This is a genomic window from Nitrospirota bacterium (assembly GCA_016178585.1).
In the GTDB taxonomy this organism is placed as follows: Bacteria; Nitrospirota; Nitrospiria; order JACQBW01; family JACQBW01; genus JACOTA01.
Genome location: JACOTA010000011.1, coordinates 46,914 through 61,585 on the forward strand (window position 1 = coordinate 46,914; position 14,672 = coordinate 61,585).

Here is a 14,672-nt window from a genome sequence, read left to right on the forward strand (position 1 = left end):
GCTTCACTTATTTAAAAAAAGGAAGAATTTTACGATAGGTTAACTCCAAATGTTCAGGCATCGCTTTTACTTCGGCAAGGAGGGGCATGAAATTCGTGTCTCCCGTCCAGCGCGGGACGATGTGAATATGTACGTGATCTTCGATTCCTGCTCCGGCGGCTTTTCCCATATTAACGCCGATATTAAAACCGTCAGGATGAAAAGCTTGCTTGAGAGCGGAAATTGAAAGCTGAACCGTTTCCATCATTTCCGCGGCTGTTTCTTTGGATAAAAGATCGAGTCCGTTAACATGGTCATAGGGGCAAACCAGCAGATGGGCATGATTATAGGGGTAAATATTCATCATGACAAATGACCGCTTGTTCTTAAAAAGAATAAAATTGTCGAGGTCTTTGCTTTCTTTGGGTTTTACACAAAATATGCACTCATCCGTTTTTTGACTTTTGATGAACGTCATGCGCCAGGGGGCCCATAATTGTTTCACTTGTCTTTTCCCTTTCTCACTTCGAGGTTGAGTTCTTTCATAATGGTTTGAATATCTTCCCAAACGGTTTTCTTTTCCACCGGGTTTCTTAATAAATAAGCCGGATGGTAGGTTGGCATCACCTTGATACCGTGATATCCATGAAATTTCCCCCGCAATTTTGAGATTTTTTCTTCCGTATTTAAAAGAGTCTGAGTGGCAAAAGTTCCCAGGGTACAGATGACTTTCGGTTTCAACGCGTATAGCTGGGCAACCAAAAAAGGGGAACAAGCGCTGATTTCATCCGGTTCGGGATTACGATTTTTTGGAGGCCGGCATTTGACGATATTGGCAATGTAAACATCTTCCCGCCTTAACCCCATGGCTTCAATCATTTTAGTCAGGAGCTGACCCGCTCTTCCCACAAACGGTTTCCCCTGAAGGTCTTCCTCTTCGCCGGGGCCCTCCCCGACGAAGACCAGATCGGGATGAGGGTTGCCGGTTCCAAACACAATTTGGGTTCGGGTCGAATGAAGCTTGCACCGTCGACAATCACCCAGCCAATTCCTAACTTCTTCAAGAGTTTCACAGATCGTTTTTTCGGAGTGGACAGGAGGGGGAGTCGGAAGGGCCGGGACTTCTTCAATCCCCGTTTCCTGAGCATAGCGGAGATGATCTTCAACCGATTTCAGGATCGATAAATATTCTTCTTGCAGGTTTTTGGGCGGTTTTTTCATACAGTCTCTGTTAAAAGATAGCGGTAACTGTTTCCTCTTGCCGTGAAATCCAGTTTTCTTTTATCTTTCCCTTCCACGGAAAATTCAATTTCGATTCGATCTGCAGGAAGAATATTTTTTGCCTTTTCAGGCCATTCGATGACCAAAACGGTCCGGGTTTCTTCCTGTTCAAACAAACCGAGCGTTCGTATTTCCTGCGAGTCCTCCAGGCGATAGAGATCGACGTGGGCCAACGGAAATTTCCCGGAGTAATCCGCCCTCAAAATAAAAGTGGGACTGGAGATTTTTTCGGGAACGATTCCGAGAGCCATCCCGATTCCTTTGACAAAGGAGGTTTTTCCGGCTCCAAGAGGCCCGGACAGGGTGATGACCTCATTCCCCTTAAATTTTTCCCCAAAGTGTCTCCCGGCCGAGACCGTTTCCTCCTGGCCGTTCGTTTCTATGAAAAACCGGGCGCTCAAGGAACCGATTCAATCGCTTCGGCTAAATTGCTTAATAAATCAAAACCCTCTGAAACCGCTTCGGGCAGGGTATCTTTAACGCCATCGTAAGGCTTGCTGATAATAATGGCATCCGGACCACATTGAATTGCGGAATACTTTTCAAGTTGAGGAAGCGCTTTGAGGAGCGTCTCATTCTTAAAAAATATTTGAGTTCGCTCCTGGTCATTACTCCGGACTTCAAAGCGGGGGTCGAGATCCGGAATGACCTTCCCGGCATTTTTTTCGATCCGGTTGTTCTGAACGGGTCTGAAAAAATCTTCTTTTTTTAGAAAAAAAGAAAATGGCGCTCTCGTTTCAGCGGAACTGGTAAAGTAGATGACGCTGGTCTGTTTCCCTTCCGCGGTATGGAAAAAGGCGGAAATTTTCCGGTTCCGGAATTTTCCCTCAAAAGATGGGAACGATAAAATATTTTTCCGGATTGCCTTTCCTTCCATTCCCTTGAATCGGGAAGTCAATCTTTGAAGATTATTGAAAATTTTACTCCGGCTTCGGTAGGTATGGGTAAACATGCTGAGCGCCAGAGCCACCATCAAAATGCTGAATAAAACAGAGAGTTGAAAAATCATAATGGGTTTTTTCCTGTCGTTAGGTGTTGTACGGCCAATGGAATTTTTTCTATCATATCACTGGCCATTAAACTGATCTCCCCCTTTTCTTCAAGAGCCAGATCGCCTGATAACCCGTGTAAATAGACGCCGATTTGAGCGGCTTCCGGAAAAGGGATACCCTGCGCGCAAAAACCCGCAATCATTCCTGTTAACACGTCTCCTGTTCCCGCTGTGGCCATTCCCGGATTGCCGGTCGGGTTGATCCAAACCGAATGATTCGGGTCCGCAATGAGACTATAGGCTCCTTTTAAAAGGATCGTACATCCATATTGGCTGGCGGTTTCGGACAAAAGGGCTACTCTTTCTTTTTGAACCGCCCTGGCGTCCAATCCCAGAAATTTTCCAAATTCTCCCGGATGAGGGGTCATCAGAACCGGGACCCGGATCTTTTTCAACAGCCCTTTTTCTTCCGTCAGAAGAGTGATCCCATCGGCATCAAGAATGATCGGGCAGGTGATCTGCGGGAGGAGGCGTTTGATTAATTCCCGGGTTTCAGGGTGGGTAGAGAGTCCAGGTCCGATGGCAACGGCATTTTTGTTTTTGGCAAACGATAAGAGGGGTTTTTCCGCTGCGAGACTCAGGGTTCCTTCGGCTGTTTCCGGGAGCGGAAGCGTCATGGCCTCAGGGATAAACGAGTCAGGAATATCCAGTCGTTCAGGGAGGGCCCAGGTGACCAAACCAGCCCCGGAACGCAGAGCGGCTTTACAACAAAGAGCGCCGGCGCCCCGCTTCCCTCGTGAACCTGCAATCACCAGGAGATGACCGAAAATGCCCTTATGGGAATCCTGAGGCCTTTTCCTGGGGAAAATTTTTTGAATGAAGGGACGCTCCAGGATCTCTGTTTTAAAAGATTCTTTTTCAATCAGAGTCGATGGGATGCCAATTTCTTCGACATACAATTTTCCGCGAAAAGAAGCCCCGGGAAATAAAAAATGGCCCTTCTTGGGAAGGCCATAAGTCGAGGTCAGATCGGCCTTCACAGCCCCGCCCCATAGCGCTCCAGTATCTGCCGAGACGCCGGAAGGAATATCAAGCGCCACCACCTTTTTCCCTGAGGCGTTTATTTTTTGAATCGTTTCGAGAATTTTCACCTCCATGGGCCGGTTAAGCCCGGTTCCAAATATGGCATCGACCAGGATATCGGAATTCTGAATGAGGGAATCAAGGGCGCTCGGGCTGCCCTTTCCATCAAAAATCCGTCCGCCGATTTTTTTGAAGATATCGTAATTAACCTTCGCCTCTTTTTTTAAAGAGAGATCTCCTGAAACCAGGTACACCGCAGGGTTTGATCCGGTCTGAAGGAGATGCCGGCCCAAGACTAATCCGTCTCCACCGTTGTTGCCGGCGCCTGCGAAAATCAAGATGGATTTATCCTTTAGAGAGCCAAAGAGGGAGTTTAACCGGGAAAAGGTTTTCTGACCGGCGTTTTCCATGAGCAAAAGGGCCGGGATCCCGTATTCCTGAATGGTCAACTGATCCAGCCTTTGCATTTCTCCGGAGCTAACGACCTTCAAGAATAACCTGTCCTAACGAATAATCGGCGTCATGGGTGATGGAAACATGAATCGCTTCCACTTTTTTTTCCTCCAGGATTTCTTTAATCCTTCCAAAAACACGCACCATTGGCTGACCGCCGGGGAGATGATCGACTTCCACATCTTTCCATTTTATTCCGGCCCGCCAGCCGGTCCCCATGGCCTTAAACATCGCCTCTTTGACAGCAAACCGTCCCCCCAGGAATGGGTGCGGATCTTTATGCCGAAAACAGTAGTCCTGCTCTCCAGGCGTGTAGACCCGGTTGAGGAACCGTTTTTCCCATTTTTCAATTGCCTCTCTGATCCGGTAAGTTTTAACGATATCGATTCCAATTCCTATAAGCATCTTTTTAATTAAGCTTTCTCATAAGGGCTGACCCGTTTCTTCATTTCGCTGACCGCCTGCTGTAAACCGACCAGGACCGCTCTTGAAATGATACTATGTCCTATATTAAATTCCTCGATTTCTAGCATTTTTGCCAGCGGGGCGATATTTCGATAGTCTAATCCATGGCCGGCATTGATCCCTAAACCCAGCTTCTGCGCCATACTGAGGATTTGGGAAATTTTCTTAAGTTCTGCTTCTTTTTCAGCCGGTTTTTTTGCTTTGGCAAATTGTCCGGTGTGAACCTCAATGAGATCGGTATTTATTTTGTGCGCCATTTTTAACTGTTCAAGGTCAGGATCAATAAAGAGACTGACTCTGATATTGCTGTCGTGAAGGAGGTCAATGGCATTTTTCAAAGAAATCTTGTGAATCAAAACATCCAGCCCCCCTTCTGTCGTAAGTTCCTTTCGTTTTTCCGGAACAAGCGTCACGAGATCAGGCTGTATCGAGACAGCGAATTTTACCATTTCTTCCGTTGCCGCCATTTCTAAATCGAGAGGGACGTTAACTGTTTCCCGAAGACGGCGGACATCTTGATCCTGAATGTGCCGGCGGTCTTCGCGTAAATGCACCACAATACTGTCTGCTCCGCCAAGTTCTGACAAAATGGCAGCAGCCACGGGATCGGGTTCAGCGCCGCCGCGAGCCTGACGGAGTGTCGCAACATGGTCAATATTTACTCCTAGTTTAGCCATTGATTCCTCATCAGAAGTCCAGGTCATTTATTCCCCTGATTATGACAAAAAGATCACAGGATGGCAAGGCTGTTAGGGAATAAGGATTTTGTTCTTTAAATTGGAGGAAATGAGAATTTTCCCATTTTGATCGACGATCACTCCGCCAATGTGAGGGAGCTTTTCAATGAGCGCCATTCCTTTTTCCGGCCCCATAATAAAAATACCGGTTGAAAGGGCGTCGGACATTGTTCCATCACCGGCAATGATTGAAACCGATTGACACCCCCGTGCGGGTTGCAGGGTTTTCGGATCCAACAGATGGTGGTACCGGATGCCGTCTTTAATAAAAAAGCGTTCATAATCCCCGGAGGTCGAAATGGCCTGGTTAGATAAATCTATCGTTGCCAGAACTTTTCCGGGTTGGCGGGGATGTTTAATTCCCACGCGCCAGGGGAGCCCATTGGGTTTTATCCCAAAGACCTTCACGTCTCCCGCCATTGCGACCATTCCGGCCTCAATTCCATGACGTTTTAAAACTTTTTCGACCCGGTCGGCCGCATAGCCTTTTCCAATTCCTCCCGAGTCTATTTTCATTCCTTTATCTTTTAAAAACACGGAATGAATTTGAGGATTTAGAATGATTTTGTCCAAATTGACCAAAGGTCTGATTTGATTAAGTTCTTCCGGAGTGGGAACATGCTGTGACTCAGTGACTCCCCAAAGCTTGACCGCAGGCCCAATCGCCAGATTGAAGCCCCCTTCGGTCAGTCTGCCGGTCTCTAACCCTTTTTGAATAATGTCATACACTTCCGGGCTGACCGAAACCTCTTGAATTCCGGCCATCTGGTTGATTTTCGAAAATTCACTGGTTTCTTGATAAACACTCATCAGCTGTTCAAGCCGTTTAATTTCCGCAAACCCCGCAGTCATCGCCTCTTCAGCCTTTTTCTCTGAAGAAGAAACGACGGTAAGCTCAACAATCGTTCCCATCTGGTACCGGCTTCTGTCAAAAATTTTCAGCCGGGGTGTGCAGGAGGAGGAGAACAGCGCCAAACAGATGAGGGAAGCGATCCATTGAAGAAGAATCCGCTTCATGGCGTCGGGGGCAGAGTTATGATGGTGATTGAGACGCATAGGTATTTATGATATAAATAAAAACTCGGAAAAATTTTTTTAGAAAACGGCCTGATTTAAAATGAAATATACCATAAAAAAACATGAAGGCGCCAATCCGTTTTTAATTGATTACCAATGTCTGTTTATCAGGAACAGGGAGTTTTTATGAAACTCATTTTAAAATTTCTTCACCTTTCTTCGTTAACGGTATGGTTTGGAGGCGTGGTTTTCTTATCCTTTTTTGTCGCCCCGATCATGTTTAGAACTTTTCCCAGAGACCACGCGGGGGATGTCATGGCGGCGATTTTTCCGTGGTTTTACATGATGGGTTATATTGCCGGATTCACCGCGTTTTTTACCTTAATTCTTTTATATAAAAAAAGAGCCCGGTTTCGTTCCTTTTTAATTTTGGTCATGCTTTTGGCCACTTTGTATGGCGGGTTGGCGGCAGGGAAAAAGGCCGATCATTTGAGACAGGAAATCAGGCATGAACAGGATAGCAGCCGGTTGAAGGTTCTGAGGGATAATTTCCATATCCAACATCGCTTGTCGATGATTTCAAATATGGTAGTATTGATTTTAATACCGGCTGTTCTTCTGTTAACCGCCAGAAATCTGTCGGAGTCGTAAACCCGCGTGAGATTAAACAAAGGATGAATGAATAATTTTATTCTGCACAATCCGACCAAAATTGTATTTGGGGTCGGGGAAATTGAAAAAGTTGGTCTGGAAGCAAGGCGCCTGGGGAGGCGGGCTTTTATTACCACCGGTAAAACCGCTGTTCATCGTTTTGGAATCCTGGAACGTGTGGTTAAAACGTTGAAAACTTCCGGTATCGAGTCGGTGGTTTATGATCAAATCGAACCCAACCCGCGAACAAAATCCATTGATGAAGGGGGAAAACTTGCCAAAAAAAATCAGTGTGATTTTGTCATTGGCCTGGGGGGCGGGTCCTCCATGGATGCGTCCAAGGGGATTGCCGCAATGGCGGTTTTGGAGGGCTCCATTTGGAACTATATCAAAAGCGGTCCAGGGGGTCATCGGAAAATTACGGGGGCGCTGCCGGTGATGACCATTCCCACTTTCGCGGGAAGTGGATCGGAAGCGAACTCGTATGGTGTTGTAACCCATTGGGAACTGCGTCAAAAAGCTGTTTTTGCCGGGGAATGCCTGTTTCCGAAGGTCGCAGTTGTCGATCCCTCCCTGACGCTGACCGTTCCTCCCGCTTCAACGGGGGAAGGGGGGATCGACATGCTCTGTCATCTTTTAGAAAGCTATTTTACAGGGAATGATTCCTCTCCCGTTCAAGACCGGCTCACCGAAGGCCTTGTTGCGATTGTGGTTGAAAATTTAGGAAAAGTCATTCAAAACCCAAACGATCTGGAAGCCCGTACAGCCCTCTCCTGGACCAGTACGCTCGCACTTTCGGGTTTTATTGATGCGGGAAGGGCCGGAGGATTCCCGATTCATTGGCTTGAGCATTCGTTGAGCGCCCATTACGATATCCCCCATGGCCGGGGTTTGGCGATTCTGCTTCCGCGGGTTGTGGCGTATACCCTGGAGGCCAGGCCCGGTCGGTATGCCCAATTGGCGAAACGCGTTTTTGGCCCCCATGTTGTCGGAACCGGAAGGTCCAATCTCGAAGCCGCCTATATTTTTCATCAGGAGTTAATTAAATGGATGGCGGAAGTTAAAATGTATTCCTCCCTCAGGGAGGTGGGTATTGATGCCGCGTTATTTGACCGAATGGCCGATGACGTCCTTTATCTCTACGGAAAGGGACAGGACTTTTTGGAGAACCCCCGCAGGATCACTAAAGAGGGGATTTTGGAGATTTTCAATAAATCGCTGGACGTTCACGGGTCTTGAATGTCCAGAAAACCCGAATATTTTCTTAAATTCATTATCTGGGAACGTTTGGTAAAAGGCACGCTCCTTATCCTGATTTCTCTCAAGGGGTTTTCCCTTATAAATCGGGACCTCCATCAGGTTGTGGATCAACTGATTGCCCAGTTTAACCTGGATGTTGACCGGTCTTTGATTGCAATTTCTTTAAAGAAAATCGGAATGATTAATGGACATTTTTTGTTCATGATTTCGATTGCCGTTTTTTTATACGGCGTTTTGGATCTTGTAGAAGCCTATGGGCTTCATAAACGGAGAAAATGGGCGGAGTATCTGACGGTTTTTGCAACAGCCCTGTTTATTCCGTTTGAAATTTACGAGGTGCTGGAAAAAATCACAATCATCCGGACCGGAGCTCTGATCCTGAACTGCATGATCGTTGTTTTTCTCATTCGTCACAAAGAGTTGTTTCCCAATGCTCCGTTTCTGGGTAAGAAACGGACGGTTCAGGAATAATTTTACTTCCGTTGTGAAACACCGGAGGCGACCGCCGCTTTAAGAACCTCCTGTGCCACTTTTTCACCCGCCATTTTATTGAAAATACTTGGGATAATATAATCATTTGACAGCTGATCATCTTGAACGATCGACGCAATTGCATAGGCGGCGGCCATTTTCATGGGTTCGTTAATTTCGCGTGCCCGGCAATCAAGGGCGCCCCTGAAAATACCGGGGAAACAAAGGACATTATTAATTTGATTCGAATAGTCTGACCGGCCCGTGGCCATGATCCGAACATAGGGCTCGGCCTCTTCCGGCATGACCTCAGGAGCCGGATTTGCCAACGCGAACACAATAGGGTCTCTTGCCATCCTTTTAATCCATTCCGCTTTCATTGCGCCAGGTCCCGAAAGTCCCAAAAACAGGTCGGCGCCCTTAAGGGCTTCAAACAAGCCTCCGGTCAGACGGCCGGAATTTGTATTTTCTGCCAGCCATGATTTCTGACGGTTCATGTTTTCTGTTCTCCCCCGGTAGATGATCCCCTGGCGGTCGCACCCAATGATATCCCGGACACCCGCCGATAGTAACATTCTGGCGCAGGCTGTTCCCGCGGCGCCTGCTCCGTTGATTACGACCTTAATTCCCTTCATCGGCTTTTGAACGATTTTCAAGGCGTTCATCAATGCAGCCAGGACGACGACGGCTGTTCCGTGCTGGTCATCATGGAAAACGGGTATGTCCAGGGTTTCCCGAAGCCTCTCTTCAATTTCAAAACATCGGGGAGAAGAAATATCTTCTAGATTGATGCCCCCAAAAACGGGTGAAATGGCTTTCACGGTTTTAACAATCTCTTCCGGGTCCTGAGTCGCCAGACAGATCGGAAAAGCGTTGATCTCTCCGAACTCCTTAAAAAGCATGGCTTTACCTTCCATGACCGGTAGAGCGGCCTTCGGGCCGATATTCCCTAAACCGAGGACGGCGCTGCCGTCCGACACGATTGCCACGCTGTTTTTCTTAATCGTCAGATGATACACCTCTTCGGGGTTTTTGACGATGGCCTCGCAAATCCGGGCAACGCCTGGCGTGTAAACTCTGGACAAATCCTCCCGGGTTTTTAAAGGGGTTTTGCAAACGATTTCAATTTTTCCACCCTGGTGAAGTAAAAAGGTCTGGTCGGAGACATTTAATAATCTGACCCCTTCAATGGTTTTTAACTTTTCAATGATTCCATCCCCATGGGTGGAATCCCTTATATTGATCTTAATATCGCGGATTAACCGATTGGAGTAGGCCGAAACAATATCGACGGACCCGATGTCTCCGTCTAGTTGTCCAATGGCTGAAGTAATTTTTCCCAGCATACCGGGCTTGTTATGGATTTCAAGACGGAGGGTCAGGCTATAGCTGGGATTAATATGGGACACTGGAGTGCTCCTTTGAGGATTCCTGATTTTCCCGCGCGATTTCGAGGTTTCTCGACAATCCCTGGTATTTGATCCGTTTAATCGGACTTTTCTTAAATCTGTCATTAAAATCATTTTCATGCAGACTTTGAACGGATAGCCTTTCTAAGGCCGGATTGACGTCGAGAAAGCCCGGTTCTTCGGTTACCTGGGGAGACGCATTCCACGGGCAAACGTCCTGGCATTCATCGCATCCATAAACCCATTCACCGATCCCTTTTTTAAGGTCCGGGGGAATCTCCCCTCTTTTTTCAATGGTGAGATAAGAAATGCATTTTGTCGAGTCGAGGGAATAAGGGGTTAGCGCGTTAGTGGGACAGGCCTGAATACAGAGTGAACAATTTCCGCATAGGTCAGCGCCGGGGTCATCATAATCTAAATTAACGTCTGCCAAAATTTCCCCCAAAAAGAGGTAAGAGCCGTGATCGGAAGAAATTAAATTAGTATTTTTTCCGATCCATCCCAACCCTGCTTTTTGCGCCCAGGGTTTCTCCATCACCGGACCTGTGTCCACATAATATTTAGCTTTTGCGGAGGGGAATAAAGAAAGAAAAAAGGCCGTCAGTTGCTTGAGCTTGTCCTCCATGAGGACGTGGTAATCCTCTCCCCACGCATATCTTGAAAATTTAAGCCCTTGAATATTTTCTAACGATTCGGAAATGTAATAATTCATTCCGACCATCACAATGGATCGAACATTGGGAAGAACAAGAGAAGGATTCTGGCGTTTTCCCCTGGTTCGTTCCATCCAAAGCATTTCACCGTGCCTTCCGTATTCAAGCCACTCGTCAAGAGCGCTCAACTGAGGAAAGGGCTCCGCCCTGGCGATCCCGATTTTAAAAAAACCTAGCTGGCGCGCCTTTTCTTTGATTTGCGAGGTTATAGACATGTGGGACGTGTCGGATTATTTTTCAGGGTTTAAGATTTTAAACCCGCTAATTTTGCAGATGTCCAAAAAATGGATGTCTGAGGCAACGATCGTTGGCTTTAATGCAAAGATCTCAATCGCATAGGCTAGCTGAAGGGCAGTTGCATATCTAAGGAAAGAGTGTTGGAGAAGGAGGAGTTTGCTGTTTTTGATCACCGTCGGGGTCATGTCGATGAACTGAAATAATCCATGTTCCATCTCCGATTCGAATTTGTAAACAATCGTATAAAAATCATCCCGGGTAATATCAGCCCGCCGAACTTTCTTGTTCAAAGTTGAAAAAAGCTCGGTCACCGTGCATTCCGCCAGGACAACATGGCTCTTTTTTTCATTGAGAATTTCATTAATTTTATGGGTACCCAGTTCGAGGCTATAACGTTTTGCAAGCGCCGTGGTATCAAAAAAGAAATAAGCCATTATAATTGCTCCCTATCGATCAGGATTTCCTGTGAAAATGTCCGCCTTGATTTAGATAAACGATCTTGAACTTCTTCTAAAGGGACTTCAGAAAACCCAAGCTTTTTTAACATGTTTTTTATTCCTAATTCCTGAGCGGTTTTGGTCGCTTTTGCGATTCGTTTCAAAACGACCTCTTTCGGGGAGAATCCGTATTCCTGTCTGGTAATTTTCTTTGACCCTTCTCTCATGATAAAGTCCTCAAATGATTCGCCCTTTTTTTTAAATCAGGGAAATTTTTTTGCGCATTCACATTTCAGTAAACTAAAATAGTCCTGCGGGTGGAAGAATGTCAAGACGAAAAGTTTGAAGGGTAAAAGCATATGGACTTTAGTGTTCCTGTTTTGGTATTCTACATTTCTTTCCAAAATGCCCCCGTAGCTCAGTTGGATAGAGCAGCGGTTTCCTAAACCGTTGGTCGTGCGTTCAATTCGCGCCGGGGGCACCAATTTTTTCAAAGACTTACAAATCCGCGTTTTTTATTAAACCCCGTATTTTTCCTGATCCTTTGACCTTATAGCCTGGTTTGGGATAAGGTAGGCGGCAAGATTTATTAAACCGGGGTCAAAAGAGTTTTTTAAGACAGTCGGTCTGGAAGATTGAATACCCGCAAGTTTTACGCAGGCAAAAAATAAAGGGGAGATAAATAATGGGATATCAGGAACACAGGGAGAAAGCTTTCAAGGAGGTCAGGTGTGCTGTTATGGCTGTGAGTGACAGCAGGACACCAGAAACGGATACGGGGGGAAAGCTGATCATTAAATGTCTGCAGGATCAGTCTCACTCCGTGCTTTTATATCGAATTGTAAAAGATGTTCCGCAAGAGATTCAGATGACACTGGAAGAAATCGTGATGTATGAAAAAATCCAGGCGGTGATCCTCACGGGCGGAACCGGACTTTCAAGAAGGGACGTCACTTATGAAACAATTGAAAATTTGATGGAAAAGCAGATTACCGGTTTTGGAGAATTGTTTCGTTATTTGAGTTATCAGGAAATTGGGCCCGCGGCAATGATGAGCCGGGCCACAGCTGGAATTTACCAGGGAAAATTGGTTTTTTCCCTTCCGGGTTCGGAAGCGGCGGTCAGGCTTGCCATGGAAAAACTTATCCTTCCAGAATTAGGGCATATGGTATGGGATGTTAGCCGATAGAGGAGAATTAAAAGATAGGGATAGGTTAAAAACGAAAAATTGAGTGTCTAGACAAATAGACAGATTATTTTATTTGAAAAGGCAGGTTTATTTATTTAACACCTCATTGACCTGTCTATTCCATTATACGACTGGGACATTTAGCCCGTAATTTCCTCTTTTTTTGTTTTGAAAAATATTCTAATCGTCTAATATAACGCGTTGTTTTTACAAAATATTTAGGTTTGTCGAGGTTATTGAGTTTTCTCATTTTCTTTTGGCATAATCATTGCTTTTTTTCAAGATATACGGTGAAAAGGACGATAAGAAAAGGGTGGTGCATGATGGAATGTCCAAGATGTAAAGGAAGCATGATGGTGGATACTTTTTTGGATCTTCGGGATGATACGGGGCGTTTTGCCTTTCGGGGGTGGAGATGCTTAATCTGTGGAGAGGTATTCGACCCGGTCATTTCTGCCAACCGAAAGCTCCATCCTCCTCCCGTTACGGGGAAAAAAAGAAAGGCGGTTATCGGCGTTAACTAGGGATGACGTCTCGGCCTTTTTGGAGGTGAAATCCTGCCGGTGGTTTCAGAAGTTCGGCGAGGTCTTTTTCGAGACCACGTCAGGGAGATGTTTTTTGCCTAAAAATCAAGGGGGTGCGCTTATCGAAAGGGAGAGATGATTTTTAAAGATCGACGGCAAGCTGCCCGGCAATTGGCTGAAAAATTAAAAAGGTACGACGGAAAAAATCCCCTTGTTTTAGCCATTCCACGCGGGGCGGTTCCGATGGCGCAAGTAATGGCCGATGCTTTGAATGGCGAAATGGATGTCGTTCTTGTCCATAAGTTACGAGCTCCCTATCAACCTGAACTCGCAATTGGCTCTGTGGACGAGAGCGGCCACCTTTATCTAAGCCGGCATGCGGCCGATCTTAAAATAGACGAAACCTATATCAGGGAAGAAAAAGAGAGACAGCTTAAAATCTTGCGTCGGCGCCGGGCGCACTATACGCCGGTCCATCCGCCCGTTAGTCCTGTTCATCGAATTGTAATTGTTGTTGATGATGGGATCGCAACAGGCGCCAGCATGATTGCGGCGCTTCGTTCTATTCGGGCCCAAAAACCGGCTAAATTAATTGCGGCGACATCCGTGGCTCCTCATGAGGGTCTCGAAAAGATTCGGGGTTTGGCGGATGAAGTCGAGTGCCTCCTCGTGCCTGACAATTTTTACGCAGTGGGGCAGTTTTTTGAGGAATTTTCACAGGTCTCCGACGAAGAAGTTATTGCCATTTTACAGACAAGCCGCCTTTCCCCGCCCGAAAACGAAAAAGATTAGACGCGAATACCAGCTTCACATGTTTCTTGAACCACCGGGCCGCCTTTTCCGGTATCAAGTTATCATTTTGTGGCTTTTCTTCTGGCTCTCGATGTCAGAGCCGGAATCCTGTTCTGTCGATGAGCGTCGATGAGCGGGTCGAGGATTTTACCGCACAAAATACACCTCCACCCGGTGAAACTGGCTTTCCCGGTATCATCCTGGTAATCGTAAAACTGTTCAAAGACCATGAGACCTTTACATTTTGGACATTCCATTTTATTTGCCCTCCGGCATACTCCTTAGTTGTTTAAGGACAGGTTAAGTCAGCACCGGTTAAGAATCTTAATATTAAGATATTTCTGAAAAAAATATTAGAAATCTTGAGCCGGGAGACCAATTAGTTTTCTGCACATACAAAAAAGTTTTTTTTGTTCTTCTCGTGTTAAAACTTTGAATTCTTCCTGGATAAAAGAGGAAACCTTTGGGATAACTTCAGTGATGACCTTTTTCCCTTCGTCGGTTAGATATATTCTGATAAAGCGTCGGTCTTCGCCCTGTCGCTCTCGCCTTACCAGGGCCCTTTTTTCTAAGTTATCAATGACCAGGGTGATATTTCCGCTGCTTTTAAAGATTTTCTCTCCCAACTCCTTCTGACATTGGGCTCCGCTCCGGCAAAGCGTTTCTAATATTCCGAATTGGCTGATTGTTAACCCCTGATTTTCACAACGAAAACTCAACTGGGTAGCCAGGTAATCACTTGCCCTAATTAAAGTAAGGAAAGAGGAAAGAGCCCCAGTACATACCTCAGGATTTTCATTACGATTAGTTTCCAAAAACTCCTCCAAAAAATACCTTAATATTAAGCTAATGTATTTTAAGATATTTGTCAAGAGATAAAGAAAAGCCCTCATCCTTTGAAGAACTTTGAAAAGAAAATGAGAGTAGACCGTCGAAATATTTTCATGTTACTATAAATGTTTATAAATTGAGATTTCGACAGG

Annotated in this window: 20 protein-coding genes and 1 tRNA gene; 7 read left to right on the top strand and 14 right to left on the bottom strand. The window is 45.9% G+C overall.

Going from position 1 to position 14,672, the window contains the following annotated elements; all coding sequences use genetic code 11:
- Positions 1–7: 7 nt before the first annotated feature.
- The 8 genes from HYR79_01520 to HYR79_01555 all read right to left on the bottom strand — a co-directional run bounded on the left by HYR79_01520 (position 8) and on the right by HYR79_01555 (position 6,045).
- On the bottom strand, positions 8–484 hold the full coding sequence (locus HYR79_01520) for an HIT domain-containing protein (protein ID MBI1820366.1): 477 nt from the start codon (positions 482–484) through the stop codon (positions 8–10).
- Positions 481–1,200 (bottom strand): uracil-DNA glycosylase, encoded by a 720-nt coding sequence (locus HYR79_01525; protein ID MBI1820367.1) that lies wholly within the window; start codon positions 1,198–1,200, stop codon positions 481–483. The genes HYR79_01520 and HYR79_01525 overlap by 4 nt, the downstream gene beginning before the upstream one ends.
- On the bottom strand, positions 1,197–1,661 hold the full coding sequence (gene tsaE, locus HYR79_01530) for a tRNA (adenosine(37)-N6)-threonylcarbamoyltransferase complex ATPase subunit type 1 TsaE (protein ID MBI1820368.1): 465 nt from the start codon (positions 1,659–1,661) through the stop codon (positions 1,197–1,199). The genes HYR79_01525 and tsaE overlap by 4 nt, the downstream gene beginning before the upstream one ends.
- Positions 1,658–2,269 (bottom strand): hypothetical protein, encoded by a 612-nt coding sequence (locus tag HYR79_01535; GenBank protein MBI1820369.1) that lies wholly within the window; start codon positions 2,267–2,269, stop codon positions 1,658–1,660. Before HYR79_01535 ends, tsaE begins: the two co-directional genes overlap by 4 nt.
- Positions 2,266–3,825, bottom strand: a complete 1,560-nt coding sequence (locus HYR79_01540; GenBank protein MBI1820370.1) for an NAD(P)H-hydrate dehydratase — start codon at positions 3,823–3,825, stop codon at positions 2,266–2,268. The genes HYR79_01535 and HYR79_01540 overlap by 4 nt, the downstream gene beginning before the upstream one ends.
- Positions 3,812–4,192, bottom strand: a complete 381-nt coding sequence (gene acpS, locus HYR79_01545) for a holo-ACP synthase (GenBank protein MBI1820371.1) — start codon at positions 4,190–4,192, stop codon at positions 3,812–3,814. Before acpS ends, HYR79_01540 begins: the two co-directional genes overlap by 14 nt.
- An 8-nt stretch (positions 4,193–4,200) precedes the next feature.
- A complete protein-coding gene (locus HYR79_01550; protein ID MBI1820372.1) occupies positions 4,201–4,929 on the bottom strand; it encodes a pyridoxine 5'-phosphate synthase in 729 nt (242 codons plus the stop codon).
- Between the two features lie 72 nt (positions 4,930–5,001).
- Positions 5,002–6,045, bottom strand: coding sequence for an FAD:protein FMN transferase (locus HYR79_01555; GenBank protein ID MBI1820373.1), 1,044 nt, complete (start codon positions 6,043–6,045; stop codon positions 5,002–5,004).
- Positions 6,046–6,192: 147 nt separating this feature from the next.
- On the opposite strand from HYR79_01555, the gene HYR79_01560 reads away from it, so the two are divergent.
- The 3 genes from HYR79_01560 to HYR79_01570 are packed head-to-tail and all read left to right on the top strand — an operon-like array spanning position 6,193 to position 8,388.
- Positions 6,193–6,657: a DUF4149 domain-containing protein gene (locus HYR79_01560; GenBank protein ID MBI1820374.1), complete on the top strand. Its 465-nt coding sequence runs from the start codon at positions 6,193–6,195 to the stop codon at positions 6,655–6,657.
- 27 nt (positions 6,658–6,684) lie between these two features.
- Entirely contained in the window at positions 6,685–7,896 is a 1,212-nt protein-coding gene (locus HYR79_01565) for an iron-containing alcohol dehydrogenase (protein ID MBI1820375.1), read from the top strand.
- The gene (locus tag HYR79_01570; protein ID MBI1820376.1) at positions 7,897–8,388 is read left to right on the top strand and encodes a DUF2127 domain-containing protein; all 492 of its coding nucleotides are present in this window, start codon (positions 7,897–7,899) and stop codon (positions 8,386–8,388) included.
- 2 nt (positions 8,389–8,390) lie between these two features.
- Here HYR79_01570 and HYR79_01575 read toward each other — a convergent pair whose 3' ends face one another.
- The 4 genes from HYR79_01575 to HYR79_01590 are packed head-to-tail and all read right to left on the bottom strand — an operon-like array spanning position 8,391 to position 11,411.
- Entirely contained in the window at positions 8,391–9,902 is a 1,512-nt protein-coding gene (locus HYR79_01575; protein ID MBI1820377.1) for an NAD-dependent malic enzyme, read from the bottom strand.
- A complete protein-coding gene (queG, locus tag HYR79_01580; GenBank protein MBI1820378.1) occupies positions 9,784–10,725 on the bottom strand; it encodes a tRNA epoxyqueuosine(34) reductase QueG in 942 nt (313 codons plus the stop codon). The genes HYR79_01575 and queG overlap by 119 nt, the downstream gene beginning before the upstream one ends.
- Positions 10,726–10,740: 15 nt before the next feature.
- Complete coding sequence (locus HYR79_01585; protein ID MBI1820379.1) at positions 10,741–11,181, bottom strand: type II toxin-antitoxin system VapC family toxin; 441 nt, start codon at positions 11,179–11,181, stop codon at positions 10,741–10,743.
- The gene (locus HYR79_01590; GenBank protein MBI1820380.1) at positions 11,181–11,411 is read right to left on the bottom strand and encodes a hypothetical protein; all 231 of its coding nucleotides are present in this window, start codon (positions 11,409–11,411) and stop codon (positions 11,181–11,183) included. Before HYR79_01590 ends, HYR79_01585 begins: the two co-directional genes overlap by 1 nt.
- A gap of 180 nt (positions 11,412–11,591) precedes the next feature.
- On the opposite strand from HYR79_01590, the gene HYR79_01595 reads away from it, so the two are divergent.
- The 4 genes from HYR79_01595 to HYR79_01610 all read left to right on the top strand — a co-directional run bounded on the left by HYR79_01595 (position 11,592) and on the right by HYR79_01610 (position 13,689).
- Positions 11,592–11,668: transfer RNA gene (locus HYR79_01595), tRNA-Arg, on the top strand.
- 201 nt (positions 11,669–11,869) lie between these two features.
- Entirely contained in the window at positions 11,870–12,373 is a 504-nt protein-coding gene (locus HYR79_01600) for a molybdenum cofactor biosynthesis protein MoaB (protein ID MBI1820381.1), read from the top strand.
- 323 nt (positions 12,374–12,696) lie between these two features.
- Positions 12,697–12,897, top strand: a complete 201-nt coding sequence (locus tag HYR79_01605) for a hypothetical protein (protein MBI1820382.1) — start codon at positions 12,697–12,699, stop codon at positions 12,895–12,897.
- A gap of 135 nt (positions 12,898–13,032) precedes the next feature.
- Positions 13,033–13,689 (top strand): phosphoribosyltransferase, encoded by a 657-nt coding sequence (locus tag HYR79_01610; protein MBI1820383.1) that lies wholly within the window; start codon positions 13,033–13,035, stop codon positions 13,687–13,689.
- Between the two features lie 62 nt (positions 13,690–13,751).
- On the opposite strand, the gene HYR79_01615 is transcribed toward HYR79_01610, so the two are convergent.
- Positions 13,752–13,946 (bottom strand): hypothetical protein, encoded by a 195-nt coding sequence (locus HYR79_01615; protein ID MBI1820384.1) that lies wholly within the window; start codon positions 13,944–13,946, stop codon positions 13,752–13,754.
- A gap of 96 nt (positions 13,947–14,042) precedes the next feature.
- On the bottom strand, positions 14,043–14,582 hold the full coding sequence (locus HYR79_01620) for a MarR family transcriptional regulator (protein MBI1820385.1): 540 nt from the start codon (positions 14,580–14,582) through the stop codon (positions 14,043–14,045).
- Positions 14,583–14,672: the final 90 nt, after the last annotated feature.

Bases quoted from the DNA above. Each gene is read 5' to 3' on its own strand.
- HYR79_01525 (MBI1820367.1), bottom strand. From the start codon at position 1,200: ATGAAAAAACCGCCCAAAAACCTGCAAGAAGAATATTTATCGATCCTG.
- HYR79_01590 (MBI1820380.1), bottom strand. From the start codon at position 11,411: ATGAGAGAAGGGTCAAAGAAAATTACCAGACAGGAATACGGATTCTCC.
- HYR79_01600 (MBI1820381.1), top strand. From the start codon at position 11,870: ATGGGATATCAGGAACACAGGGAGAAAGCTTTCAAGGAGGTCAGGTGT.
- HYR79_01555 (MBI1820373.1), bottom strand. From the start codon at position 6,045: ATGCGTCTCAATCACCATCATAACTCTGCCCCCGACGCCATGAAGCGG.
- HYR79_01565 (MBI1820375.1), top strand. From the start codon at position 6,685: ATGAATAATTTTATTCTGCACAATCCGACCAAAATTGTATTTGGGGTC.
- HYR79_01560 (MBI1820374.1), top strand. From the start codon at position 6,193: ATGAAACTCATTTTAAAATTTCTTCACCTTTCTTCGTTAACGGTATGG.
- HYR79_01535 (MBI1820369.1), bottom strand. From the start codon at position 2,269: ATGATTTTTCAACTCTCTGTTTTATTCAGCATTTTGATGGTGGCTCTG.
- HYR79_01615 (MBI1820384.1), bottom strand. From the start codon at position 13,946: ATGGAATGTCCAAAATGTAAAGGTCTCATGGTCTTTGAACAGTTTTAC.
- HYR79_01550 (MBI1820372.1), bottom strand. From the start codon at position 4,929: ATGGCTAAACTAGGAGTAAATATTGACCATGTTGCGACACTCCGTCAG.
- HYR79_01605 (MBI1820382.1), top strand. From the start codon at position 12,697: ATGGAATGTCCAAGATGTAAAGGAAGCATGATGGTGGATACTTTTTTG.
- HYR79_01585 (MBI1820379.1), bottom strand. From the start codon at position 11,181: ATGGCTTATTTCTTTTTTGATACCACGGCGCTTGCAAAACGTTATAGC.
- queG (MBI1820378.1), bottom strand. From the start codon at position 10,725: ATGTCTATAACCTCGCAAATCAAAGAAAAGGCGCGCCAGCTAGGTTTT.
- acpS (MBI1820371.1), bottom strand. From the start codon at position 4,192: ATGCTTATAGGAATTGGAATCGATATCGTTAAAACTTACCGGATCAGA.
- HYR79_01575 (MBI1820377.1), bottom strand. From the start codon at position 9,902: ATGACAGATTTAAGAAAAGTCCGATTAAACGGATCAAATACCAGGGAT.
- HYR79_01620 (MBI1820385.1), bottom strand. From the start codon at position 14,582: ATGAGGGCTTTTCTTTATCTCTTGACAAATATCTTAAAATACATTAGC.
- HYR79_01610 (MBI1820383.1), top strand. From the start codon at position 13,033: ATGATTTTTAAAGATCGACGGCAAGCTGCCCGGCAATTGGCTGAAAAA.
- HYR79_01570 (MBI1820376.1), top strand. From the start codon at position 7,897: ATGTCCAGAAAACCCGAATATTTTCTTAAATTCATTATCTGGGAACGT.